27 protein-coding genes are annotated in these 24,197 nt (G+C 65.3%); 11 read left to right on the forward strand and 16 right to left on the reverse strand.

Annotated features, from left to right (window positions below; genetic code table 11):
• Position 1 precedes the first annotated feature (1 nt).
• On the forward strand, positions 2–823 hold the full coding sequence (locus tag BH93_RS05835) for an adenylate/guanylate cyclase domain-containing protein (protein ID WP_037172004.1): 822 nt from the start codon (positions 2–4) through the stop codon (positions 821–823).
• Here BH93_RS05835 and thiD read toward each other — a convergent pair.
• A complete protein-coding gene (gene thiD / locus BH93_RS05840) occupies positions 785–1,639 on the reverse strand; it encodes a bifunctional hydroxymethylpyrimidine kinase/phosphomethylpyrimidine kinase (protein WP_032380254.1) in 855 nt (284 codons plus the stop codon). The two genes, BH93_RS05835 and thiD, sit on opposite strands and share 39 nt — an antisense overlap.
• A gap of 291 nt (positions 1,640–1,930) precedes the next feature.
• On the opposite strand from thiD, the gene BH93_RS05845 reads away from it, so the two are divergent.
• From BH93_RS05845 to BH93_RS05855, 3 genes are all read left to right on the forward strand, one after another.
• Positions 1,931–2,257: a GNAT family N-acetyltransferase gene (locus BH93_RS05845; RefSeq protein WP_032380255.1), complete on the forward strand. Its 327-nt coding sequence runs from the start codon at positions 1,931–1,933 to the stop codon at positions 2,255–2,257.
• A 120-nt stretch (positions 2,258–2,377) separates the two neighbouring features.
• Positions 2,378–2,728 (forward strand): GNAT family N-acetyltransferase, encoded by a 351-nt coding sequence (locus BH93_RS05850; RefSeq protein WP_037172002.1) that lies wholly within the window; start codon positions 2,378–2,380, stop codon positions 2,726–2,728.
• 96 nt (positions 2,729–2,824) lie between these two features.
• A complete protein-coding gene (locus BH93_RS05855) occupies positions 2,825–3,409 on the forward strand; it encodes a hypothetical protein (RefSeq protein WP_155290873.1) in 585 nt (194 codons plus the stop codon).
• Here the strand turns inward: BH93_RS05855 and BH93_RS05860 are convergent.
• The 3 genes from BH93_RS05860 to BH93_RS05870 are packed head-to-tail and all read right to left on the reverse strand — an operon-like array spanning position 3,379 to position 5,801.
• Positions 3,379–4,179, reverse strand: coding sequence for an exodeoxyribonuclease III (locus tag BH93_RS05860; protein WP_052064877.1), 801 nt, complete (start codon positions 4,177–4,179; stop codon positions 3,379–3,381). The two genes, BH93_RS05855 and BH93_RS05860, sit on opposite strands and share 31 nt — an antisense overlap.
• A gap of 49 nt (positions 4,180–4,228) precedes the next feature.
• The gene (locus BH93_RS05865) at positions 4,229–5,149 is read right to left on the reverse strand and encodes an N-acetylglutamate synthase, CG3035 family (protein ID WP_052064915.1); all 921 of its coding nucleotides are present in this window, start codon (positions 5,147–5,149) and stop codon (positions 4,229–4,231) included.
• Between the two features lie 49 nt (positions 5,150–5,198).
• On the reverse strand, positions 5,199–5,801 hold the full coding sequence (locus tag BH93_RS05870; protein WP_032401768.1) for a peptide deformylase: 603 nt from the start codon (positions 5,799–5,801) through the stop codon (positions 5,199–5,201).
• Between the two features lie 293 nt (positions 5,802–6,094).
• Between BH93_RS05870 and BH93_RS05875 the strand changes: the two genes are divergently transcribed.
• The 5 genes from BH93_RS05875 (at position 6,095) to BH93_RS05895 (ending at position 10,316) form a co-directional block, all read left to right on the forward strand.
• A complete protein-coding gene (locus tag BH93_RS05875) occupies positions 6,095–6,433 on the forward strand; it encodes a DUF3263 domain-containing protein (protein ID WP_032380761.1) in 339 nt (112 codons plus the stop codon).
• Between the two features lie 59 nt (positions 6,434–6,492).
• Entirely contained in the window at positions 6,493–7,026 is a 534-nt protein-coding gene (locus BH93_RS05880; RefSeq protein ID WP_242459132.1) for a LytR C-terminal domain-containing protein, read from the forward strand.
• Positions 7,027–7,139: 113 nt separating this feature from the next.
• Entirely contained in the window at positions 7,140–7,856 is a 717-nt protein-coding gene (gene sodC / locus BH93_RS05885) for a superoxide dismutase[Cu-Zn] (protein ID WP_037171999.1), read from the forward strand.
• Position 7,857: 1 nt separating this feature from the next.
• On the forward strand, positions 7,858–8,988 hold the full coding sequence (locus BH93_RS05890) for a glutamate--cysteine ligase (protein ID WP_230592342.1): 1,131 nt from the start codon (positions 7,858–7,860) through the stop codon (positions 8,986–8,988).
• Between the two features lie 38 nt (positions 8,989–9,026).
• Positions 9,027–10,316, forward strand: a complete 1,290-nt coding sequence (locus BH93_RS05895) for a phosphatase PAP2 family protein (RefSeq protein WP_052064876.1) — start codon at positions 9,027–9,029, stop codon at positions 10,314–10,316.
• Here BH93_RS05895 and mnhG read toward each other — a convergent pair.
• The 6 genes from mnhG to BH93_RS05925 are packed head-to-tail and all read right to left on the reverse strand — an operon-like array spanning position 10,282 to position 16,681.
• Positions 10,282–10,623: a monovalent cation/H(+) antiporter subunit G gene (mnhG, locus tag BH93_RS05900; RefSeq protein ID WP_032380261.1), complete on the reverse strand. Its 342-nt coding sequence runs from the start codon at positions 10,621–10,623 to the stop codon at positions 10,282–10,284. The two genes, BH93_RS05895 and mnhG, sit on opposite strands and share 35 nt — an antisense overlap.
• Positions 10,620–10,877, reverse strand: coding sequence for a monovalent cation/H+ antiporter complex subunit F (locus tag BH93_RS05905; protein WP_032380262.1), 258 nt, complete (start codon positions 10,875–10,877; stop codon positions 10,620–10,622). The genes mnhG and BH93_RS05905 overlap by 4 nt, the downstream gene beginning before the upstream one ends.
• Positions 10,874–11,515 carry a Na+/H+ antiporter subunit E gene (locus tag BH93_RS05910; RefSeq protein ID WP_329955168.1) on the reverse strand — a complete coding sequence of 214 codons (642 nt, stop codon included), beginning with the start codon at positions 11,513–11,515 and terminating at the stop codon, positions 10,874–10,876. The genes BH93_RS05905 and BH93_RS05910 overlap by 4 nt, the downstream gene beginning before the upstream one ends.
• 8 nt (positions 11,516–11,523) lie before the next feature.
• A complete protein-coding gene (locus BH93_RS05915) occupies positions 11,524–13,167 on the reverse strand; it encodes a Na+/H+ antiporter subunit D (protein ID WP_032380263.1) in 1,644 nt (547 codons plus the stop codon).
• The gene (locus BH93_RS05920; RefSeq protein WP_037171998.1) at positions 13,164–13,820 is read right to left on the reverse strand and encodes a Na(+)/H(+) antiporter subunit C; all 657 of its coding nucleotides are present in this window, start codon (positions 13,818–13,820) and stop codon (positions 13,164–13,166) included. The genes BH93_RS05915 and BH93_RS05920 overlap by 4 nt, the downstream gene beginning before the upstream one ends.
• Positions 13,817–16,681, reverse strand: coding sequence for a Na+/H+ antiporter subunit A (locus BH93_RS05925; protein WP_037171997.1), 2,865 nt, complete (start codon positions 16,679–16,681; stop codon positions 13,817–13,819). The genes BH93_RS05920 and BH93_RS05925 overlap by 4 nt, the downstream gene beginning before the upstream one ends.
• Positions 16,682–16,907: 226 nt before the next feature.
• Here BH93_RS05925 and BH93_RS05930 point away from each other — a divergent pair, with 226 nt between their 5' ends.
• Together BH93_RS05930 and BH93_RS05935 are read left to right on the forward strand one after the other, a co-directional pair.
• On the forward strand, positions 16,908–17,324 hold the full coding sequence (locus BH93_RS05930) for an NUDIX hydrolase (protein ID WP_242459133.1): 417 nt from the start codon (positions 16,908–16,910) through the stop codon (positions 17,322–17,324).
• Positions 17,325–17,385: 61 nt separating this feature from the next.
• On the forward strand, positions 17,386–18,138 hold the full coding sequence (locus BH93_RS05935; protein ID WP_037171996.1) for an isocitrate lyase/PEP mutase family protein: 753 nt from the start codon (positions 17,386–17,388) through the stop codon (positions 18,136–18,138).
• Between the two features lie 53 nt (positions 18,139–18,191).
• Here BH93_RS05935 and BH93_RS05940 read toward each other — a convergent pair whose 3' ends face one another.
• From BH93_RS05940 to BH93_RS05965, 6 genes are all read right to left on the reverse strand, one after another.
• Positions 18,192–20,372 (reverse strand): AAA family ATPase, encoded by a 2,181-nt coding sequence (locus tag BH93_RS05940; RefSeq protein WP_037171995.1) that lies wholly within the window; start codon positions 20,370–20,372, stop codon positions 18,192–18,194.
• 58 nt (positions 20,373–20,430) lie between these two features.
• Entirely contained in the window at positions 20,431–21,285 is an 855-nt protein-coding gene (pssA, locus tag BH93_RS05945; protein ID WP_032380268.1) for a CDP-diacylglycerol--serine O-phosphatidyltransferase, read from the reverse strand.
• An 8-nt stretch (positions 21,286–21,293) separates the two neighbouring features.
• Complete coding sequence (locus BH93_RS05950) at positions 21,294–22,010, reverse strand: phosphatidylserine decarboxylase (protein ID WP_032401775.1); 717 nt, start codon at positions 22,008–22,010, stop codon at positions 21,294–21,296.
• Positions 22,011–22,143: 133 nt separating this feature from the next.
• Positions 22,144–22,413, reverse strand: coding sequence for a GlsB/YeaQ/YmgE family stress response membrane protein (locus tag BH93_RS05955; RefSeq protein WP_027498459.1), 270 nt, complete (start codon positions 22,411–22,413; stop codon positions 22,144–22,146).
• Positions 22,414–22,501: 88 nt separating this feature from the next.
• Positions 22,502–22,966, reverse strand: a complete 465-nt coding sequence (locus tag BH93_RS05960) for an SRPBCC family protein (RefSeq protein WP_037171993.1) — start codon at positions 22,964–22,966, stop codon at positions 22,502–22,504.
• A gap of 154 nt (positions 22,967–23,120) precedes the next feature.
• Positions 23,121–23,918, reverse strand: a complete 798-nt coding sequence (locus BH93_RS05965) for a DUF1206 domain-containing protein (RefSeq protein WP_037171992.1) — start codon at positions 23,916–23,918, stop codon at positions 23,121–23,123.
• Between the last annotated feature and the right edge of the window lie 279 nt (positions 23,919–24,197).

Raw genomic sequence — 24,197 nt, forward strand, 5'->3', positions numbered from 1 at the left:
TGTGAACGCAGTCGTCTCCTCGGTGGTGGAGTGGGTCCGCACCACCAATCGAGCGCCCACGGTGGTCGGGGCGGTTCGACGTGTGCGGCGAGCACTACCCGGCGATCCCACGTTCGGCGATCCGATGTCCATCGACGGCCCGGGACGAGCATTGGCCGTCGCCCGCGTTGCGGATCGGTTTCTGGCCGCCAACGGACTCGACGACGAACCGGGTGCATCCCGTGAAGTCGGCCTCGGTGCCCTGCAGGTGTGGCAGGCGATCCTCGAGCGGGCCGGCCGCGGCCGCGGCGAATCGGACGTCACGATCGTCTTCACCGACCTCGTCGGATTCTCGTCGTGGTCGCTTCGTGCGGGCGATACCGCCACGCTGACTTTGCTTCGCAAAGTCTCGAAAGCCGTCGAACCCGAGGTCGCGTTCCGCGGCGGTCACGTCGTCAAAAGGCTCGGCGACGGCATCATGGCCGTGTTCTCCGATGCGGACAAAGCCGTCGAGGCCGTGTTCGCAGCACGGGATGCCCTCGGCGCCGTGAATGTCGACGGACACACCCCGACGATGCGCGTCGGTATCCACACCGGCAGCCCGCGTCAGGTGGGATCGGACTGGCTCGGTGTCGACGTCACCGTCGCCGCCCGCGTGATGCAGACCGGCGGAAACGGCAACGTCATGATCTCCGCCGCGGCCCTGGAGGCGGTCCCGCCGGAGGTGCTCGACGCCCTACACGTGGTGGCCAAGCCCTATCGCCGCAGCTTCTTCGCTCCGAAGATCAAGGGCGCGCCCGACGACCTACGCATCCTCCGACTCGTGCAGTCGCCACAGCGGTGACACCGGGCCGTGGCCCGCACCCAGGTCGTAGGACGCGGCCAGGCAACGGGTGACCCACTCCTTACCGAAGGCCACCGCGTCGGGCATCGAGTATCCGTGTGCCAGTGCCGACGCGATCGAGGCAGCGAGGGTGTCGCCGCCGCCGTGATCGTTGCCGGTGTCGATGCGGTCACTGGTGAATTCGAGGAACGTGTCGCCGTCGAACAGCAGGTCTGTGCTGTGGGTGGATGTGCGCAGATGACCGCCCTTGACCAGTGCCCACTGCGCGCCCAAGCCGTGCAGGGCTTCCGCGGCGCGGTGCGCGGACGCGTCGTCGACCACCTCGATGCCGGTGATCAACCGGACCTCGTCGAGGTTGGGGGTCACCAGCGAGGCGATGGGAAACAGGGTGTGGCGGATGGCGTCGAGCGCTTCGGCGTGCAGTAGCGGATCGCCGTGCATCGATGCGCACACCGGATCGACGACCAGGGGTACCGGCCGGTCGCGGCCGATGCCCACCTCGGTGCACACGGCGGTGACCGCTTCGATGATGGCGGTGGACGCCAACATCCCGGTCTTCGCTGCGCCGACGCCGATGTCCGAGACCACCGAGCGAACCTGGGCCGCGACTATCTCGGGCGGGATCTCGTGGAAGCCCGTCACACCGACGGTGTTCTGGACCGTCACCGCGGCGACGGCAACGCACGCATGGACGCCCAACATGGCCATCGTGCGGCTGTCCGCCTGGATTCCGGCCCCGCCGCCGGAGTCGGTTCCGGCGATCGTCAGCGCGCGGACGGGAGTCTCGCCGTTGGGCGTGAGCGGTAGGAACTTCACGAGAGACGACAGTACCGGCGGGGCGGAGGCGACCGTCTCGGCGGCCGAATCCGAACCTGTGAATATTCGGTGAAAACGCGACGTGGCTTCGAATGTTGTTGTATCACAACGTCGAACAGGGCAGCTTATGACCGATACCAGCATTCGAGTCGGGATGGACGGACAAACCTACGCATCCGAAGGTTTGTTGGTAGAAAAGGTGACAGAGCCACCGCACGCATGTTTAATAGTGGTGCACGTCACATTCGATTCACTCGTTCACCACCCCATACACAGCGAAGGAGGCGTCCCATGCTTGCGAGTTCTCCTAGCGCTGATGTCTCGATCAACAAGGATCAGAACCGGTTCGAGCTTCGATTGAACGGCGATCTCGTCGGGATCGTCGGATTCTTCGAGGTGGAGGGAAACGGCACGCGCGCAACGCGCACGCACGTCGTGTCCTTCATGCACACCGTCGTCACCGAGGACTTCGGTCATCAGGGCTTGGCCGGAATCTTGGTACGGCGCGCGCTGGACAGCGCACGTTCCTACGGTTGGAAGGTCAGGCCGGTCTGCACCTACGTGCAGCGATTCGCCGCCGCGAACCCGGAATACAACGACATGCTCGTCGCCCTCTGACCACTACTCGGGTCGGTCTCTCGCTGGTCACATCAAGGCTGGTCACATTAAGGACTCGACTCGGCGACGATCGAGGCACTCGACTCGCGTCACACGAGTAACACTGGTCTCATAAGTGACATGAGTCACATCATTTCTCGTCGCTCCGTCCCGGCGACACCTGTCGAGCGACCCGTCGTCCGCATCGAGGACGACGTCGATCACAGCAGATTCGATCTTTTCGTCGACGACGAGCTCGTCGGCATTCTCGGCTACCGCTTCGGTGACGGAGAGGTGGGCGAAGGCTGCGTCGTGGCGCTCATGCACACCGTCGTCAAGGAGGAGTTCGGCGATCGTGGGTGGGCCGGTGTGCTGGTGCGCGCCTCGCTCAACACCGCGCGTGATCGTCAGTGGCGCATCGTTCCGATCTGCACGTACGTCCAACGGTATCTGGCGCAGCACGAGGAATTTCTGGACCTGATCGCCGAGTAGAGAGCACTGCTCTTGCCTGGAGTGCACCATGGGTGAATACTGATTCCTGTAGAGAGCGCCGCTCTCGAAAGGTTGGTACTCCCGATACGTGCAGCTATGTACCTCTTCCTCGGCCTCATGTTCGCCCTCTACCCCGCATTGCGGCCCTACTCGGACGAGGTGGGGAGCGCAGGAGCGGACGCCTTCGCATCCTCGAGCTGGGTGCCGGCTCACACCTTCGCGATGCTCGGCTTCATTGCACTCGGCCTGGTCGTGCTCTACGGAGGTAGTCGGTCCGATCCCGCAGTGGTCACCACCTGGATCGGCGTCGGGCTCGTTCTGCCGTACTACGGCGCAGAGAGGTTCGCCCTGCATGCTCTGGGTGTCGACGCGGTAGCGAACTCCAACCCGGGCCTGATCGATCTTGCCGATCCGATCCGCTACTCGCCTGTGCAGTCTGTGATGTTCGGCCTCGGGCTCGTCTCGATTGCTGTCGGGCTGGTGATCTTCGCTCTACGGAACCGCTACGCGATGGTGTTGGCCGCCGGATTCATCCTGTTTCTCCCGCAGTTCTACGCCCCGCCGGCCCTGCGGATCGCCCACGGATTACTGATCGCCGTAGGGGCGATCATCGCCGCGCGAGCGGTGGCAGGCGGTTCGGTCCGGTCTGCTCAGCCGATCTCGATGATCACCGGAGCGTGATCGCTGGCTCCCTTGCCCTTGCGTTCCTCGCGGTCGATCGAGGCACCGGTGATCCGGGCCGAGAGCGCAGGCGAGGTCAGCGCCATGTCGATGCGTAGGCCCTGCTTCTTGGGAAACCGCAGCTGCGTGTAATCCCAGTAGGTATACGTTCCGGGCTCGGGAGTGAACTGCCGCGTCACCTCGGTGAATCCGGCGTCGGCGAATGCGGCAAAAGCATCACGCTCGGCCTGGGAGGTGTGGGTCTTGCCCTCGAACAGCGCAGGATCCCAGACGTCGTCGTCGGTGGGCGCGATGTTCCAGTCGCCCACGAGCGCGATCTGGGCCTCCGGATCGGCCGCAACCCACGCCTGAGCGTCGGCCTTCAGGGCGGCGAGCCATTCGAGTTTGTAGGTGTAGTGCGGGTCGGCGAGGTCGCGGCCGTTCGGCACGTAGAGGCTCCAGACGCGCACACCGTCACACGTGGCTCCGATGGCGCGGGCTTCCTGCGCGGGATCGATCTCGGGATCCTTGCTGAACCCGGGCTGATCCTCGAACCCGATCTGCACGTCGTCGAGACCGACTCGGGACGCGATGGCGACGCCGTTCCACTGACTCAGTCCGACGTGGGCCACCTCGTATCCGATATCGGTGAACCGCTGATACGGAAACTGTGCGTCCTTGCACTTGGTTTCCTGCATCGCGAGTACATCGACATCGGATCGCTGCAACCAATCGACGATTCGATCCTGACGAGAGCGGACGGAGTTCACATTCCAGGTAGCCAAGCGCACGGAGAGGAACCCTATAGAACGCCGCCGACACGGTGTCCGACCGATCGCCTCAGTGTGAATCCGGTCGCGCGTAGCGATAGTGGTGATGGTCGACGAAGCCCAGGTCTCGGTACAGGGCGAGCGCGACGGTGTTGTCGACGGCCACCTGCAGGTACGCGTGGGTTGCGCCGTGCTCGCGTCCCCACCGCACCAGTTCGCCGCACATCAAGGTGCCGAGTCCGTTGCGGCGATGTTCGGGGGAGACCCAGAGGGAGGTCAGTCCCACCCAGTGGCGACCGTCCGGGGCGGTGGTGACCGCCGCTCGTCCGACTGCGATCGCGCCTGATCCGACTGCACCTGCTCCGAGCGTGCCGAACCCGAGGGTGCCCTCGTGGATCGCCGACGCCACTTCTGCAGCGCCGTGAGGTGCTGCGCGACCCTGGTAGTGCAGTGACGTCAGCCAGTCGGTGGTCGGCTCCGCCGTGACGGTGATGGCCGAGTCGCCCTCGCGCAGAACAAGATTCGAGATGTCTGCCGCCATGACGGCACTCTCGTTGTACGACGTCCATCCGGCCGGAGCGGTGCCGAGACGATCGGGTAGCGACAGCGTCGGCGTCAATCCCCGTGCGGTGTATCGATCGCAGATTCTCGCCAGCGTCTCGGGCGTCGTCGACGCCCCGGGCTCGAGCGGTGCCGCCGAATTGGCGCGACCGGTGAAACCGTGACCGAAGCGCAGCTGCCAACCGTCGATCCATTCTCGCTCGACGCCCGGCCATCCGTCGGCGGCGGCAGCTTCGAGTGCCCTGATCTCCGACGTCCGAATCGGCTTCGGGCCCAACGGTTTCAAGGCTACGACGCGCTCGGCGGCAACCTGCACCAACGATCCGTCCCGGCCGCGGACCGAGACGGCATCGGCGTCGAGCGTCACCAGCTCACCGATCACGTCCGTCATCGGATGGGTGTGCCCGGGCGGCAGCCGATAGCGGAGCATCACCCGGGTACCCACCGGAATGCTCACTGGTCGACGATCATCGGGTCGGTCAGTCTTCGTCTTCGTCGTCGTGCCCGAACGGATCGTCGACGGTGCCGGGCGTCCAGCTCAGCCCCGGCACGCCCCAGCCGGCGCGCTTGATGGCCTTCTTGGCTGCCCGTGCGTGTCGTCCGATGAGTACGTCGGTGTAGAGGAAACCGTCGAGATGACCCACTTCGTGTTGGAGCATCCGAGCGAAGAAGCCTCGGCCTTCGATGTCGACGGGATCGCCCTTCGCATCGGTGCCGGTCACCCGAGCCCAGTCGGCGCGGCCGGTGGGGTGCTGCTCGCCGGGAACCGACAGGCAGCCCTCGTCGTCGTCATCGGGATCGGGCATCGTCTCGGGAATCTCGGACGTCTCGAGGACGGGGTTGACGACCTCCCCGCGTCGCCGGAAGACCTTGCCGTCCGCGCCTTGGTCGGGGCAGTCGTAGATGAACAGACGTTTGCCGACGCCCACCTGGTTCGCCGCGAGACCGACGCCGTTCGCGGCGGCCAGGGTCTCGTACATGTCGGCGATCAGCTCGGCCAGCTCGGCGGGTGACTCGGTGACGGGAGCGGTTGCGGTGTGGAGCACCGGATCGCCGACGATCCGGATGGGAAGAATTGCCATGGTCGACAAGGATAGTGGTGCGGGAGTGGAGCCTGCGGAATGACCCAGGGGGGGTGGTGCGTGTGGTCCCTTGCGCTGCCGGTCTTCGTCGAACACGCCACGCGCCGGTACCTCGCGGGAGCCGTGCCTCGGGCATCGAGCATGGTTGAATGATTCTCGAAACACAACTGTGTAATTCGGTCGGTGCGCGTACGGGTGCCGGCAGTACTGGGGGAAGCAGATTTCCCCAGGGTCTGTGGTCTCACGAGTTGGTGATCGCACAGGTCCAGGGAGTCGAGAAGTCGAGGAGTGGGATGGACGGCGCAGCAGCGCGTGACTCGAACCAGGCTCAGCAACCGGGAAGTTCGGACGGCTCGCAGGATCCGAACGAAGTCGGTGCAGACGGCCTGAGTCGACGAGAGCACGACATCCTGTCCTTCGAGCGGCAGTGGTGGAAGTACGCCGGTGCGAAGGAAGAGGCCATCAAGGAACTCTTCTCCATGTCGGCCACCCGCTACTACCAGATTCTGAACGCATTGGTCGATCGTCCGGAGTCGCTCGCCGCGGATCCGATGCTGGTCAAGCGCCTGCGCCGCCTGCGGGCGAGTCGGCAGAAGGCTCGCGCGGCACGTCGGCTCGGTTTCGACGTCTGAGCAGGTCCGACTATCGGCGTGTTCCGAGCCGCCGTCGACGGTCGGCTAGGGTCGAGTACGTGAGCAGCCCCAACCCGGAACAGACCGGGCCACCACTCCGCGCTCTGGCCATGGTGTTGATTTCGCTCGCGATCCTGTTCGCGGCGATCGGTGCACTCTCGCTCACCGGTTCCGATTCCGACGAGGCGGCCGCCGAGCCCTCCGCTTCCGAGACGACGAGCGCGCCGGCTGTGGTTGCACCCACGACGCAGGCCCCCGCAGCGCAGGTACCGGCAGGTGACGCGTCGACCAGCTCCGCGGCCCCCACCACCTCGGGCACCTCCGCCGACGTCGAAGTGCGGGTGCTCAACAACTCCAACGTCTCCGGTCTCGCGGCCGGTACCGCGAGCACCTTGACCGCCGGGGGATGGAACGTCGCCGAGACGGGCAACTTCAGCGAGGCCCAGTTCGCCCAGACGGCGGTGTACTACGGAACTGCTGCAGGTGAGGAACAAGCTGCGCAGTCGATCGCCACGGAACTCGGTGTTCCGGCCGAGCCCAAGCCGACCTCGCTCGAATCCACGGTCGGCGTCGTCGTCATCGTGACGCAATAGGTATCCAGACCCGAGAGTTCACCACATCGACGACGTGCCCGGTTCGGTCGAATCGGGCGGCACGTTATTATTTTCGAGCCCGGCGAAACTGCCTGAAAGAGGAGCGATTTCCGATGGACATGTTCAAGCGACGCACTGCTGCGACCCGATCGTTGCGTTACGCGGTGCCGGTCCTCGCGATCGCAGCGCTCGGTCTCTCTGCCTGCAGCAACGGCGAGGTTGCGTCCGATACCCCCGGTACCGTTCCGCCGGTCTGGACCGGCGAGTCCGATCCGTCGGCGGCCGCTACGGCAGGCGACGGCCGGGCCGAGTCCGGGTCGGGCTCCGAGGAGACCATCGAGGGCACCCTCCGCAACGCCTCCGGTGCCGAGGTGGGCACAGTGACGTTCGCGGCCGAGGGTGAGAAGCTCACCGTCACCGCCGAGGTCGAGAACATGACTCCCGGATTCCACGGCTTCCACGTTCACACCGTGGCCGCCTGCGAGCCGAACTCCGTGGCACCCACCGGCGGGGAACCGGGCGCATTCCTGTCTGCGGGCGGTCACCTGCAGGTCGACGGCCGCACCGAGCATCCGGCCAGCGGTGATCTGACGTCCATCCAGGTCGGCGAGGACGGCACCGGACGACTCGTCACCACGACCGACACGATCACGCTCGACGATCTGCGCGCCGGCGGTGCGGGAACCTCGGTGATCGTGCACGAGGGTGCCGACAACTTCGCGAACATTCCGCCGCGGTACACACTTCCCGACGGTGCCGCGGTGCCGGACATGACGACCCTGATGACCGGCGACGCCGGTGCTCGGGCTGCGTGCGCGGTACTGCAGTAGTTTGAGCGCTCCCCGGATCGACTTCGCGAGTTCACCTCGCCCGACGCTCGGCGTCGAGTGGGAGATCGCACTGGTCGACAAGAACACGCGAGACCTGGTCAACTCCGCCGAAGCGGTGATGGACGGCGTGCGCGATATCGCCGGGGACACCCCTCGGGTAACCAAGGAATTGCTGCGCAACACCGTCGAGCTCGTCACCGGAGTGTGCGAGAACGTCGGAGAGGCCATGGAGGACCTCGGCGGCTCGTTGGACCTGGTGCGCCGCGCCGCGGATCCACTGGGAATCGATCTGTTCTCGGCGGGCACGCACCCGTTTGCCGAATGGTCCACCCAGCAGCTCACCAGCTCGCCGAGCTACGACGAGCTGATCGCGCGCACCCAGTGGTGGGGTCGGCAGATGCTGATCTGGGGAGTGCACGTGCACGTGGGAGTCTCGTCGCCCCACAAGGTCTTTCCCATTCTCAACTCGCTGCTCCTGCAGTACCCACACCTGCTGGCATTGTCCGCCTCCTCGCCGATCTGGGCTGGAAACGACACCGGATACGCCAGCAATCGTGCGCTGATGTTCCAGCAGCTGCCGACAGCCGGTCTGCCGTTCCAGTTCGAGGACTGGTCGCAGTTCGAGGGATTCGTTCGCGATCAGCTCAAGACCGGCGTCATCGAGCAACTCGGCGGCATGCACTGGGACATCCGGCCGGCACCGAAGTGGGGAACCATCGAGGTCCGAGTGTGCGACGGGGCGTCGAGCAAGCGGGAGTTGGCGGCCCTCGTCGCGTTGACACACTGCCTCATCGTCCACCTCGACGAGCGACTCGAAGCGGGGGAGACACTGCCGTCCATCCCGCCGTGGCACGTGCAGGAGAACAAGTGGCGAGCGGCCAGGTACGGCCTCGACGCCGAGATCATCCTGGACTCGAGCAGCAACGAACGCCTGGTCACCGACGATTTGCACGACCTGCTCGAAAAGTTGACGCCGACGGCCGTGCGGTTGAACTGCGTCGACGAGTTGGCCGCGGTGGCCGACATTCCCCGGCGCGGGGCGTCGTACCAACGCCAGCGTGCGGTGGCTGCGCAGTCCGGCGGAGATCTGCGAGCCGTCGTGGAGTCGTTGGTCACCGAGCTCCAATCGTGACCGTTTGTATTTAACTTTGTGTTCACTCACCGTTTACGATCAACGGCGTGCTGCAGGGGGATGTCGGGACCGTCGAGGTCGATTCGACACGTGAGAACTCTGTTCGTCCCCTGATCGTCGGCGCTGCCCTCGTTGCCGCGTTCCTGGTGCTGCTGCAGATCATCGCGACGGTCTGGAACTTTCCCGGCCCGCTGCCGAGCGTGTGGAACGACCTGTTCGGCACACCGAAGTCGATGTCGCTGCCGTGGGCGGCGCTGGTCCTGGCCACTGTAGGACTGAACACTGCTCTCCGTCTGCGCACCCTGGTCATCGCAGCGCTGATCGATGCTGCTGTGCTCGGTGTCCGATTCGGTTTCGACGCCACCCTGACGGTCGGCAACGGCCCGTCGCTCGTGTTGGTCGGGCTCGGGTTCTACGTCGCCGGTCGGGGGGACACTCGGGCGATGCGCGGTGTTGCTCTGGGAGCACTGCTGTTGCTCGCGACCAAGGCGGGCGACGCCTGGTTGCACATCACCACCGTCGTTCGGCCCTACGTTCTCGACGAATACGCATACGCCGCCGATCACGCGCTGGGGAATCCGTCCTGGGTCCTGGGCAACATCCTGGACCGCCTCGGCCCGGTCGCCGAAGGAACGCTGCACTGGATCTACATCCAGCTTCCCGTCGCGGCGATCGTCGTTGCGCTGTACCAGTTACGCGGAGTTGCCGCGGGTGCAGCCTGGCCGAGGCACTTCCTGTTCCGCACGTTTCTGCTCATCGGACTCGTCGGACCGGTGTTCTATCTGCTGTTCCCGGTGGTAGGACCGATGTTCGCGTTCGATTCGTGGCCATCGCAGGTCATGCCGCTCTCGGGCGCGCTCGGCGAGATCCCGTTCGACTCGGAGACTCCGAGAAACTGCATGCCGAGCCTGCACACCGCATGGGCGCTGAGCATCTTCATCCATTCCCGACGCGGCCCGTGGTGGCTGCGCGCCGGCGGCACCCTGTGGTTGCTCGGTACGCTTGCCGCCACTCTCGGATTCGGCTACCACTACGGCGTCGATCTGGTGGCCGGTGCAGTGCTGTGCCTGACTCTCGAATCCGTCCTCCGCGACCCCGAGCGCGGCTGGAATCGGGCCCGAATCACGTTGGTGGCCTACGGCTGCGCCGCGATGGCTGCGCTGTTGGTGAGCTACCGCTATCTCGCCGCCGCATTCGCATCACACCCTCAGGTGTTCGGGCCGCTCGTTCTCGGCGTACTGGCAGCCATGGCGTTCGGCTTCCATGCGGTGTTCTTCGCCGATTCGCCCCGAGCTACCGATCGGACTCGTCCGGTTCCATCTCGTTGACGATCAGCAGGCCGTCGCGGCCCCGCTGCTCTCGGTAGGCCACGCGGCCGACCGTATGAGCGATTACCGGAGCGGTCACCAGGGTGAAAATACCCACCAGCACGAGCATCCAGATGTCGACGTTTCCGCGCAGGCTGATGATCGCCCCGATCAACACCATGATCAGACCGACCACCTGCGGCTTGGTGGCCGCGTGCATCCGCGAGAGAGTATCGGGGAAGCGCACGATGCCCACGGCGGCGGTGAACGCCAGTAGTGCCCCCAACAGAATGAAGATGGATGCAATGACCTGCGCAACGGTGCTCATTCGTCCCTCACCCGGAATCGTGCGATGCTGACCGATCCGACGAAGCTGACCAGCGACAGCGCGACGATGGCCGGTACCAGCGTGGTGTCGCGGCTGTAGACGGCCCACACCGCGAGGCCGCACATGGAGACGGCAAGAATCGTGTCCATGGCGACGAGTCGGTCGAGTGTGCTGGGGCCGTCGAGCAATCGGAACGCGGTCAGGATCGCGGCGGCGATCAGGAGGACGCCTGCTACGGCGAGTACGACGGTCACGACCAGTCCCCCTTCCTCTTGTCGTCGGTCTTCTTGTCGTCCCGAGGAGCGTCCGAATCGGCCTCGACGGGGTCGTCGCCGAGCACCCCGTGGTACTGCTCGTACTCCTGGTAGTGCAGGGGGCTGGGCTTCCAGTCGGAATCACGCTCGAAGCCGGCGATGAACAGCTTCTCCAGGTGTCGGACGTAGGCGTAGAAGCCGTCGACCGCCTTCTGGGTACCCATGTCCAGCACGTGCACGTACAGCAGGCGTCGGGTTCGGTCGATCTCGAGCACCATGGTGCCGGGCACCAGATTCATAGCGTCGACGAACAGGGTGAGTACCAGATCGGACTTGATCGCGATGCGGCAGCGCAGCACTCCGGTGACCGGCGGGGCCTTCGGCCGGATCGCCAACCAGGCGACGCTGACGCTGGATTCGATTGCGTAGTAGAGGAATACGACGGCAAGCTTGACGAGCGAGAACACGTGGATGCGGCCCTCGACCGGAACTCGTGGCAACGGCAGCAGCACCATGATCAGCAGTCCCACTGCGATACCGCCGAGGATGTTCGCGGCAGAAACGTTGCCCCACAACAGCACCCAGATGGCCGTCAACCAGGCGAGGGTCCACAGACGCAGCAGAATCGAGCGGTCCATCTTCATCTTCATCGGGTGCCCTCCTCGTCTGCACGAGCCTGCTCGTAGGCCTGATCGCCGACGAATTCCGCACCGCGCACCGCGTCGATGTACACCGAGCGATCGCGGAGGTCCGCTGCGGCGCGGTCGCTGATGTCGATGATGCGGCCGGCGAACACCGTCATCGCCAAGCCGACGACGACGAGGCCGATCGTCGGGATCAACATGAAGGCCGGCATCCGGCCGACGTCCTCGCGGTCACCGAACTGAATGTCCGACGAGTCGTCGAGCAGAGCGGACGGGCTGTTGTCGGCCAGGTCGCCCTCGGGGGCGTCGGCGCGAGCCCGCCAGAATGCCTTGGTCCACACCCGGGCCACCACGTACAGCGTCAGCAGGCTGGTGACGGTGCCGCCGGCGACGAGCAGCCAGGCCAACACGCTGCCCTGTTCGCTACCGGCCTGCAGCAGAGCGACCTTGCCGATGAAGCCCGAGAACGGTGGAATGCCACCGAGATTGAGGGCGGGCACCAGGAACACGATCGCCAGCACCGGGCTGGCCGCAGCCAAACCGCCGAGTCGTCGCAGTGACGACGAACCGGCCTGACGCTCGATCAGGCCGACGACGAGGAACAGCGTCGTCTGCACCAGAATGTGGTGCGCGACGTAGTAGATCGAGCCCGACAATCCCGATTGGGTCGACAGCGCGACGCCGAAGATCATGTAGCCGATGTGGCTGACGAGGGTGAACGAGAGCAGTCGTTTGATGTCGCTCTGGGCGATGGAGCCGAGGATGCCGACGAGCATCGTCAGCAGACCACAGACCATCAACACGTTGTCGAGTGAGCCGTCCGGGAACAGCAGGGTGTGTGCGCGGATGATCGCGTACACACCGACTTTCGTCAGCAAACCGGCGAACACTGCCGTGACCGGGGCCGGGGCGGTGGGGTACGAGTCGGGAAGCCACGTCGACAGCGGGAACACCGCGGCCTTGATGCCGAACGCCACCAGCAGCACGGCGAAGATCGCGGTTCTCGTGCCCGACGGGATGTCGTCCATCCGCACCGCGATATGTGCCAGATTCAGCGTTCCGGTGGCGCCGTAGACCAGGGCGATACCGATCAGGAAGATCAGTGAGGACACCATCGAGACCATCACGTACGAGACGCCTGCTCGCACGCGGTCTGCGCTGGCTCCCAGAGTCAGCAGCACGAACGAGGCGGCCAGCAGTACCTCGAAGCCGACGAACAGATTGAACAGGTCGCCGGCCAAGAAGGCGTTGCACACGCCTGCGGTCAGTGCGAGATAGGTCGGCAGGAAGATCGAGACCGGCTGATTCTCACTGCCGTCGCGGATACCCTGACCGATCGAGTACACCATGACCGCGAGCAACACGATCGAGGAAACGACGAGCATCATCGCCGAAAGTCGGTCCACCACAAGGGAAATGCCGAGCGGTGAATCCCAACCGCCGACCTGAAGTGCGCTGGTGCCGTCGCGATCGGCGAGGTAGAGCATCATCGACGAGATCGCGACCACGGCAGTCAGCGCGACGATGGTGATGAAACGCTGCGCGCGGGGTTTGCGGCCGAGTACCAACGTCAGGGCCGCGGCGAGCATCGGAATGAGAACGGGTAGTGGAGTCAGGGCATCGATCACGCCCGGGGAGATCGTCACTTGTCGTCTCCCTTCGTGTCGTCGGTGCTGCGGTCGTCGTTGCTGCCGTTCTCTGGGCGGCTGTCGTCCTTCTCGGCCGTATCGAGACCGTCGAGCCCGCGGAGCTGTGGGTTGTCGTCGTCGTTGTCGAAGTCGCCGTCGTGCAGATCCTCGTAGCATTCGAGGTCTTCGAGGTTTCTGATCTCCTCGAGGGGGATCGGATTGCCCTTCGAGTCGAATGCGTCGCCGCCGAAGCTCGGTTCGCCCGTCACCGGGTCGTCGGAGCGGTCGCGGTCGGGTGCCTCGGCCATCGACCGGCGCTTGGAGACCTTGGTGTCCTCGGGGTCGTTCTCGACGTCGTCCTTGGTGTTGAGCGTGAACGATCGGTAGGCGAGTGCGAGGACGAAGGCCGCGATACCCATGGTGATCACGATTGCCGTCAGGATCATCGCCTGCGCCAACGGATCGGCCATGCTTTGGCCCAGGGAGTTGTCCCGGCCCACGATGGGCGGCGTACCGGCCGGCCCACCGACAGTGAGCAACAGCAGATTGACGCCGTTGCCGAACAGCAACAGGCCGAGCAGCATCTTGGTGATGCTGCGTTCGAGTAGCAGGTAGACGCCGGCGGCGACGAGGACGCCGACGATTATGAGCATTCCGAGATCAGCGGTCATGGGGCGCTCACTCGGCCTTGGCTCTGCATTTCCACCTGTGCGTCGAGACGTGCGCCGAGACTGCGCAGCACGTCGAGTACCAACCCGACCACGATGAGATACACACCGAGGTCGAAGAACAATGCGGTGACGAGCTTGATGTCACCGAGTATCGGCAGCGTCACTTCCAACGTCGCCGAGGACAGTGCAGGTGCGCCGAGGAACATCGACGCCACCGCCGTACCGGCCGCGAAGATCAACCCGAGACCCAGGATCTTTCCGGCATCGATCGGCACCGCTTCGCCGAGCTCGTAGCGGCCGCCCGCGAGATAACGCAGCACCAACGCCAGACCGGCCGTGAGGCCACCGGCGAAACCGCCGCCGGGGGCGTTGTGGCCGGAGAAGAAGAAGTAGATCGAGAGCACCATGATCGTCGGGAAGATCAACCGCGTCGTCACTTCGAGAATCAGTGAGCGATGGCGCGGATCGATCAGATCGCCACCCAACAGCCACGTCGTCTCCGCCGCGTAGTTGGAGTCCGAGTTCGACGAGGAGGCGTTCGATGCGGGGGCGTCGGACACTCGCGGAGCGCTGCCGAACCGGCGGTTGCGGAAGACCAGGCTGGCCACGCCCGTTGCGGCGACCAGCAGAACGCAGATCTCGCCGAGGGTGTCCCAGGCGCGGATGTCGACGAGGATCACGTTGACGATGTTCTTGCCGTCGCCCAGCTCGTACGCGGCCTCGGGGAACTGCAGTGAGACCGGAGCTGCGCTGCGGGCGTTCATCGCGAATGCTCCCAGCACACTGACCGTTGCGCCGACGGCGACGGCGAGCGCGGCGCGGGGGCCGCGAGATCCGGCCGAGCCCCGGTCGTCGACCTCGGCCGGCAGCTTGCGCAGCACCAGCACGAAGACCACGAGGGTCAGGGTCTCGACGAGGAACTGGGTCAGGGCGAGGTCGGGTGCACCGTGGATGGCGAAGATGACGCCGCAGCCGTAGCCGGTGAGTCCGACGAGGATGACGCTTGCCAGACGGTTTCGCATGACGGTTGCCCCGAGGCCACCCGCGATCATGATCACTCCGATGACCAACTGGAGCGGGGTGTTCCACAGGGTGTACTCCAGGCCTGGCTTCTGCCCGACGATCAACACGATGATCGGCAGCAGCACCAGGGTCAGCAGGATGGTGCCCTGGGTGAGGGGGAGCGAACCACGCTGCGTGGTGCCGGTGAGGCGGATGGACAGGGTGTCCATGGACTTGAGCACGTTGTCGTAGATGCGGTCGGCGTTGCCGAGCGGTGGGTGCTCGAACTTGAGTCGGTTGACCACACGATGGGCTATGAACAGCCCGACGCCGCCGGTGACGACGACGACGGTCAACGCCAGCGGCAGGTTGAACCCGTGCCAGAGCGCCAGGTGGTACGGCTCCTGCCCGTACGACGGCAGGGTGCGTGCGTAAGGGCTGACGATGTGGTCGACGATCGAGGACGCGAATCCCGCGACCAGGCCGAGAACCGCCAGGAATGCTGGCGCGGCCAGGAACAGCGCGGACGGCGCGTGCATGTTCTTCACCGACGGGCTCGGACGCTTGAGCTGCTTGCGGCCGAACGCGCCCCAGACGAATCGGATGCTGTAGGTGACGGTGAGAATGGACCCGATCACCAAGCCGGCGACGACGAGGGCGGCGACGGTCGGATCGAGCGTCGGAGTGCTGATCACCGCCGACAGGGCCGTCTCTTTGCCGACGAAACCGATCATCGGGGGCAGGCCGGCCATGCTGGCGGCAGCGAGCGCTGCGATGGCGGCGAGCCACGGGGCCTTCTTGCCGAGGTGGGCGAGCTTGCGAATGTCGCGCGTGCCGGTGGTGTGATCGACGATGCCCACGACCATGAACAGTGTTGCCTTGAACATCGCGTGCGCGATCACCATCGTCAGGCCGGCCAGCATGGCTTTTTCGGAGCCGATGCCCACCAGCACCATCAGGAAGCCGAGCTGGCTGACGGTGCCGAACGCCAGGATGAGCTTGAGGTCGAAGGCACGCAGCGCGCGCCACCCGGCCAGGATCATCGACAGCAGCCCCAAGCTGATGATGGTCGCGCGCCACGGACCCGAGTCGGCGAAACCCGGTGCGAGGCGCGCCACCAGGTAGATGCCGGCCTTCACCATGGCCGCGGCGTGCAGGTAGCCGCTGACCGGTGTGGGGGCGGCCATGGCTCCGGGGAGCCAGAAGTGCATCGGCACGATGGCCGACTTGCTCAGCGCGCCGATGAGGATCAACACGATCGCCACGCCGGGCAGCCAGCCGCCCGGGGCGTTCGTGACTACCTCGGACAGGTTGTACGTGCCCGCGGCCTGGCCGAGGACGATGATGCCCACCAACATCGCCAGCCCGCCTGCGGTGGTGACGAGCAGAGCCTGCGTGGCCGCACGCCTACTCGAGGCACGCTCGGCGTAGTGGCCGACGAGCAGGAACGACAGGACCGTCGTGATTTCCCAGAAGATGTAGAGCACCAGCATGTTGTCGCTGGTGATGAGGCCGAACATGGCACCGGAGAACGCGACCATTTCGGCGGCGAACAGGCCGAGCCGTGGCTCGTCGTCCTCGAAGTAGCGGGCGCAGTAGAGCAGAATCAACGCGCCGATGCCCAGCACCAGCAACGACATGATGGCGGCGAGGGAGTCGAACCGCATATCGATGTTCATCGACAGGCCGGGAACCCACTCGATACTCAGCTTCTGCTCTGTGTTCCAGTTGACGAACACCCAGATCAGACTCAGCAGGGGAACGAGTGCGAGCGGGAAGAAGGCAGTGCGACCCCACCACCGGACGAGGAGCGGGGCGAGCAGCGCGGCGGCGGTGTGCGCAAGAAGAATGGCGAGCAAAAATCACTCCGTCGTCTCGGGTCGCATCGGCTGCGGGGCCGAGGCGGTGGTCGTAGGGCGGCGATGAGTAGGGTTTTGAAATCTGTGTGAAATTCGACCTATGGCTTTGAGAAATAACGAACCGGCCACCGAACGGTGGCACCTCGGTTGTCGGATTCCATCCTACTTTGCATGGTCGACGGCGGACCCAGCGGTACAAATCGGACGTATCTCGGAAAGAGGAACTATGCCCGCGAACGGTGAGAGGCTCATTCGGACGGCCGGGTTGGCCTACGTTCGAGACCGTCGCATGATCCAGGCGCGATCGGTCGGCAAATCCGCGTTCTACATGGCGGGCGGCAAGATCGACCCCGGTGAGACGGCAGAGCAGGCATTGCACCGGGAGATCAGAGAAGAACTGGACGTCGCAGTGATCGATGCTCGTCTCCTCGGAGTGTTCGAGTGCGAGGCCTGGGGACATCCGACGGGAACACCGCTCGAGATCACCTGCTTTCTGGCCGATCTGGTCGGCGAACCGTCGCCGACCAGCGAAATTGCCGAGATCAGGTACTTCACCCGGGACGAGTACGCCGCGATGCCCGACGTCGCTCCGGGGTCACTGATGGTGTTCGACCGAATGAAAGCACTCGATTTGATCGACTGAAGCAGGTACGTTGGTCAGTGAGAGAACGTACGTTCTCCACAGCCACCGCGAAGGAGTCTCCATGACTGATCTGTCCCAGAAAGCCACCACCCTGCTCGAGCTGCACAAGCCGGGCAACCCGGTCGTGTTGCCGACCGTGTGGGACGCCTGGTCCGCCAACCTGGCCGTGTCCGCGGGCTTCACCGCGCTGACCGTCGGTAGCCACCCGGTCTCGGACTCCATCGGCAAGCCGGACAACGAGGGCATCACCTTCGACGAACTCCTCGCCCGCATCACGCAGATCTCCGGAGCCGTCGACGCACCGCTCTCGGTCGACATCGAATCCGGCTACGGCGAGGACCCCAAGCGCCTGATCGACGGACTGATCTCCGCCGGAGCGGTCGGCCTCAACATCGAGGACACCGTCCACAGCGAGGGCGGACGCCTCCGTGAAGCACAGGAGCACGCCGACCTCGTCGGAGCACTGCGCGCGGCGTCGGACGCCACCGACGTGCACGTGGTCATCAACGCCCGCACCGACCTGTTCGTCAAGGAGATCGGCGACGAGAACGATCGCGTCGACCGCGCCATCGCGCGTCTGAAGCTGGCCGCCGATGCCGGAGCCGACTCGCTCTACCCTGTCGGCTTCCACAACGACGCCGACTACAAGCGTCTGGCCGAGGAACTCCCGCTGCCGATCAACGCCATTGCCAACCCCGCCGAGGGCGATCTCTCGCACTTCGCATCCCTCGGTGTCGGTCGCATCAGCTTCGGGCCGATCTTCCAGATGGTGCTCGCCAAGCGCGCCGAAGAGGTCCTCGCGCGCTGGAAGTGAGAGCGGCTTCGCCGCAGGTGAGCGGAAACTCGTAGCCCGCTACGAGCTTCCGCTCACGACCCGTAGGCCCGCAGATGCGCCACCTGGTCGGGATCGAGTGACGGCTTGACCGTCGCCCGAGCGGTGGCGACATCGGCGGCCGTGACGGCCGCGGCATCCATCGACCGACGCATCGCCGTCAAGGCCGCCTCGCGCAGCAGCGCCGCGCAATCGGCGGCGGAGTAGCCGTCGAGATCGCGGGCGAGAGATTCCAGATCGACGTCCTCGGCCAGTGGAATGGACTTGCCCGACGCCTTCAGGATGTCCACCCGGGCATCGGAATCCGGCGGCGGCACGAACACCAGACGCTCGAGTCGGCCGGGCCGCAGCAGGGCCGGGTCGATCAGATCGGGCCGGTTGGTTGCTCCCAGTACCACCACGTCGCGTAACGGTTCGACGCCGTCGAGCTCGGTCAGCAGCGCTGCCACGACCCGATCGCCGACGCCCGAATCCGAGCTCTGCCCGCGTCGGGGAACGAGCGCATCGACCTCGTCGAGAAAGATGAGCGACGGCGCAGAATCGCGGGCTCGCTGAAAGAGCTCTCGCACAGCCTTTTCCGAGGAGCCGACCCACTTGTCCATCAGCTCTGCGCCTTTGACCGAGTGCACGCTGAGCTGGCCGGAGCTGGCGAGAGCGCGCACGAGGAATGTCTTGCCGCACCCGGGTGGACCGTAGAGCAGCACACCGCGCGGCGGTTCGATTCCCAAGCGCGCGAACGAATCCGGATGCCGAAGCGGCCACAGCACGGCCTCGGTGAGTGCCTGCTTGGTCTCGACCATGTCGCCGACGTCCTCGAGGGACAGGCTGCCGATCGCGAGCTCCTCACTGCCCGAACGCGACAGCGGGCGGATCACTTGCAGAGCGCCCACCAGATCGTCCTGAGTCAACGAGGCTGCGGCCGAGTTCTCCGACGCGCGGGCTGCGGCACGCAACGCCGCCTCACGCGTCAGTGCAGCGAGATCTGCGACCACGAAACCCGGTGTCCGTGAAGCGATCTCGACAAGATCGACGTCATCCTGCGGCACCTTCTTCAGCAGGTGTTCGAGCAATCCCTTGCGGCCGGCGGCGTCGGGCAGGGTGAGCGTGAGCTCGCGATCGCACAGGTCCTGGCCCCGTAGTCGTGCGTCGGTGGCCTCGGGATGCGCGGTCGTCGCGATCAGGGCCAGACCCGGAGTGTCGACGGCCCGGCGCAGCACGTCGAGCACGAAGGTCGACGCCGGTTCGGGATCGGACGGCAACAGTGCGTCGACGTCTGTGATCATCAGAACCCCGGAGCCGGCGAGTTCGTCCACCGCCGCAGTGACGCGCTCGACGCGAGCGGACGCCTCGAGTGCGCCGATCGACGGACCGTCCAGTACCACGCAGGCTCGCTCGGCGATCACCGCGCGGGCCAGCGTGGCCTTGCCCACCCCACCCGGCCCGGTGATCAGCACTCCCAGATGTGGCGATGCGCCGAGTGTGGCCAGTAGTTCCGATTCGTCCAAGGCGAGACGCAGCCACTCGGTCAGCTTTGCCGACTGTGCGCTCACGCCCACCAGATCAGCCGCGCTCACTCGTGGGGGAGCAGCCCTCGGGATGTGTACCGACGCGGATTGTGTTGTGCCGGAAGCGGCCACGGTGCCGGTCCCCCAACTCACCGCCGAGTTGGGCTGAACACTCACCGGCCCACCCGACGGGTCGACGGCGGAGACCGTCAACAGTTCGGTGGTCCAGGCAACCCCGAACGTCCTCGACAGCGCTTGCGTCGCCGAACTCGTCGACGTGCCGGGGCCCAGATCGCGGGGGAGCAGAGATACCGTGTCGCCCACCGTCAACACCTTGCCGAGCAACGCTTGTCGCAGGGTGGCGTCGGAGATGGAACCGGTGGCGAGCGCGGAGCCGGTCACCGTAACGGTCTTGGCACCGTAGACGGTGACGGGCGCGACTGCGACAGTGGCATTTTCGCGCAAGCCGGCATTGGAGAGAGTGACATCGTCCAGCAGTGCCGTGCCCTGCGGTGATCCCTCGGGAGCCGCAGCGACGACGGCCGCAGTACGCCGAGAACCGATGAGCGCCAACGCATCCCACTCCCGCAGGCCGAGAGCGGCGAGCACTTCCGGATGCAGTCGAACGACACCGCGTCTGGCGTCGGCCGCCGAGGTATTCAGGCGAGCGGTGAGAACGAGCTCAGGCGTCGTCGAGCGAGATTCGGTCACACACCCAACCTACTGGGGTCATTCCGCAGGCTCCACTACCGACATTGGCTGCGAGGCGTCAACTACGAGGCCGACGCAGTCCCAGACGAGCCTGCGACCGCCGATTGTTACCCGGCGCGCGTCGGATGGCCCGTCGCTCCGCGCGGCGCTCGGCCGGCTTGGCGTCCCACGTGTACGGGCGCGCGGCAGTCCAGCGTTGTGATCGCACCGCGAACGGGATGTGGACCAGGTAGGCCAGCACCAATCCCATCAGGAGAACCAGCGGGAAGGTGATGAGCGCGGCGGCGAGCAGAGCCACCAGAACCAGCAGGATGGCCGCCAGTCGAGGCGGGACCGACACCGTCTTGAGCGCGAGGGTGGGGATGCGGCTGACGATGAGAGCCGCGGTGACGATCGACCATCCGGCGACGACGTAGAACGACGCCCACCAGCCGTCGCCGAATTCCTCGAATGCGGCGATCGGGGCCAGCGCGATGAGTGCCCCGGCGGGTGCGGGAACGCCGGTGAAGTATTCGCGAGCGTACGCGGGGGTGTCGTCCTCGTCGAGCAAGGTGTTGAAGCGGGCGAGCCGGAGAACGATGCTCACCGCGTAGACCAGTGCGACGATCCAGCCGCCGCTGCTGCCTTCGAGCAACGTCACGTACAAGACCAGCGCCGGGGCGACGCCGAACGAGATGGCGTCGGACAGCGAGTCCAGTTCGGCACCGATCTTGCTGGTGGCGTCGAGCAGACGCGCGATTCGCCCGTCCAACGCGTCGAGAATGGCGGCGGCACCGATCATGGCGAGTGCGGTGCCGAGCTGACCGTCGAGGGCGAACTTGACCGCGGACAGGCCGGAGCACAGCGCGAGAATCGTGACGACGGACGGGAGCAGACGGATGGCAGCAGGCGGCTTGGCGCGTCTGGTGATCATGTCGGCGTCTACTGCGACAGCTCGGCGAGGACCGTCTCGGCACCGACTGCGCGTTGGCCGCGCTCGACCAGCAAGGTCGTGCCCGCGGGGAAGTAGGTGTCGACGCGTGAGCCGAATCGGATCAGGCCGTACGTGTCGCCGATCGAGAGCGTATCGCCCACCTTGGCGTTGTTGATGATGCGTCGCGCGATGAGGCCGGCGATCTGCACGACGGCGACGTCCTGGCCGGAGTCGGTCCTGATGTGCATGCTGTTGCGTTCGTTGACTTCGCTGGCCTCGGCGAGATCGGCGGATTTGAACTGGCCGCGGCGATGAACGACCTCCATCACTCGGCCGCCGACGGGAACACGCTGTACGTGCACGTCCAGGACCGAGAGGAAGATGCTCACGCGCGGGACCGGCTCGGAGCCGAGATCGAGCTCGGCCGGCGGGACCGCAGTATCGACGAGGGTGACGAGGCCGTCGGCGGGAGCGACGACGACTCCGGGGCGGTTCGGCGGCACCCGTGATGGGTGGCGGAAGAAGGTGGCGCAGGCTCCGGCGGCGACGAGTCCGGCATTGCGAACCCACTTCGAGCGGCGGCCGAGCACTGCAACTGCGAGCGGACCACCGACGAACGGAAGCCCTGCGGGGTGTAGCGGTGGAACCGTTTCACGGACCAAGTCGACGATGTGAGCCACTCCGGTGCGGGGCGGTTGACCAATCGGGGCGGGACGGCGTGCCACGGTCTCCTCTAACTTTTCGTCGGACAGGGGTTGGCATGTCGTGGTGCTGGAAGCAGTCGAGGCGCAGACGCACGACTGCCGAGGCCCTCACAGCGTACGTGAGGTGCCCCGGCAGTCGGGAGCTGCGAGTCGATCAGACGCGGCTGCGACCTGTCACGAGCTTGACCAGGAACAGCAAGATGCATGCGCCCAGGATGCAGGTGATGAAGCTGAAGATCAGTCCGCCACCTTCGACGTCGACGCCGAAGACCTTGAGCAGGTATCCACCGATGAGGCCGCCGATGATGCCGACGACGATGTTCAGGATGATGCCCATCTGAGCATCGGTCTTCATGATCTTGCTGCCGATCCAACCTGCGAGTCCGCCGATGATGATCCAGCCGATGATTCCGAGACCCAACATATGTTGCCCCCACTTTCCGTTCGTGTCGTTTGCTTGTCGAAACGCCGGATGCCCGAGGGAAACAAACCTGAAACCTTCCTGAGAAGAATTATTTTTTTACCAGCTTCTCGCTCTCGACCTTGATGCGGCGCAGGGTGCTGTTCATGCCCTCGACGAGTTCGACGTCGAACTGGTCGATGCCGCCGAGGATGCGCTTGACCAGCAACGACGACACCGTCGACGTGCCGCTGGGTGCCTCCCGCTTCTCGACGACGGTGGTTCCGGTGGCGGTGGGGGTCAGGGTGTAGGACCAGATCGTCTTGTTCTCGACGACGCGAAACGCGAGTTCACGATTGGGCTCGAAAGTGACGACCTTGGACGTCGTCGGCCAGACGAGCAGGCCCTTGCGGTTGACGTTGAGCGTCTTGGTGCCCTTGCCGACCGGTCCGCCGAGGACCTTCATCTTCTTGCACTGCGGGCTCCATTCGCCCATGCGCTGGAGGTCGGAGACGATCGACCAGACCGTCTCGGGGCTCGCGGCGATATCGATCGTGGCTTCGAGAGTCCTGCTCAACGTGGGCCTCCAATTGGTCGTGGTACGTGCAACTGACTGTCACATACAATCGTGCGCATCCTATGTGTCAGCGGACACAATTGGCCAGCTAGGTGAGCGGAACTTCGTACCCTGCTACGAGTTACCGCTCACCTGCGAGCGAAGCGAGCTCCACTCACATGCGAGCGAAGCGAGCCAACACGAACGCGTAGAGCCCGTAGAGCGCAATTCCCACTCCGGCGAGGACCAGCAGAACCTGCCCGTACGGCTGGGCACCCAGTGTCTTGACGGCACCGTCGATTCCGGTGGCCTTGGAGGGATCGGACTGCAGTACCGCCACGACGACGAGGATGCCTGCCCCGACCAGCGCCGTGCCCTTGGCTGCGTATCCGGCGATACCGAGTTTGACGACGGCTCCGCTCTGGTGGCCTTCGAGATCGTCGAGGAAATTCTTCGAGACGCCCTTGTAGACGTGGTAGCCGCCCACACCGATGACGACGAGGGCCACGACGATCAGCACCAGCTTGCCGCCGCCGGATTCCATCAACCGGGCCGAATAGCCGGCGTTCTGCTGGCCGCTGGACTTTCCGGAACCGGTCGCGAAACCGTAGGTCGAGAATGCGAAGGCGATGTAGACGATGGCCAGTGCCGCCGCCTTGAGGCGATCGAGCGCACTTCCCTCGTCGGCGTCGGATTTCTTGCCGACGATCGCTTCGACGATTCGCCACAGGGCCAATGCGACAAAGGCGACCACGGCCACCCACAGGGCGATCTTTCCGCCGGGCTTGTCGGCCAGTTCGGCGAGCGCACCGGACTGGTCGGCGTTACCCGCCTGACCGAACGCCAGCCGGATCGCGATGTATCCGATGAGGATGTGCAGCACTCCGCTGACGAAGTGGCCGGCGCGCGCCGCTTTCTCGAATGCACCGTTGTCTTGAACGGTGTTGGCTACAGACTTTCCCGACGTGTTCACGAACGTTCCCCGATCAGTTGATTTGAAGGAATGTTTACCCCGAGGAGGGGCACGAGAAACCGTGTTTCCCCACGAAACGCCGCACGAGATCCCACTGCTGCGTTAACACCGAGCGGACACTGACCGATGTAGCAAGCGGAGTGTCGGGACCAACGAAGAAATTGTTCGGAGTGATCCACCGTGAAATTACAGTCGATAATGCGTCGTACCAGCAGTGATCTACCCCTGTTGAAGACCGCCAGGATGAGCGGAAGCCCGCGAACCTGGCCGGCCGAGAAG

Origin of the sequence: Rhodococcoides fascians A25f, assembly GCF_000760935.2 — a bacterium.
Lineage (GTDB): Bacteria > Actinomycetota > Actinomycetes > Mycobacteriales > Mycobacteriaceae > Rhodococcoides.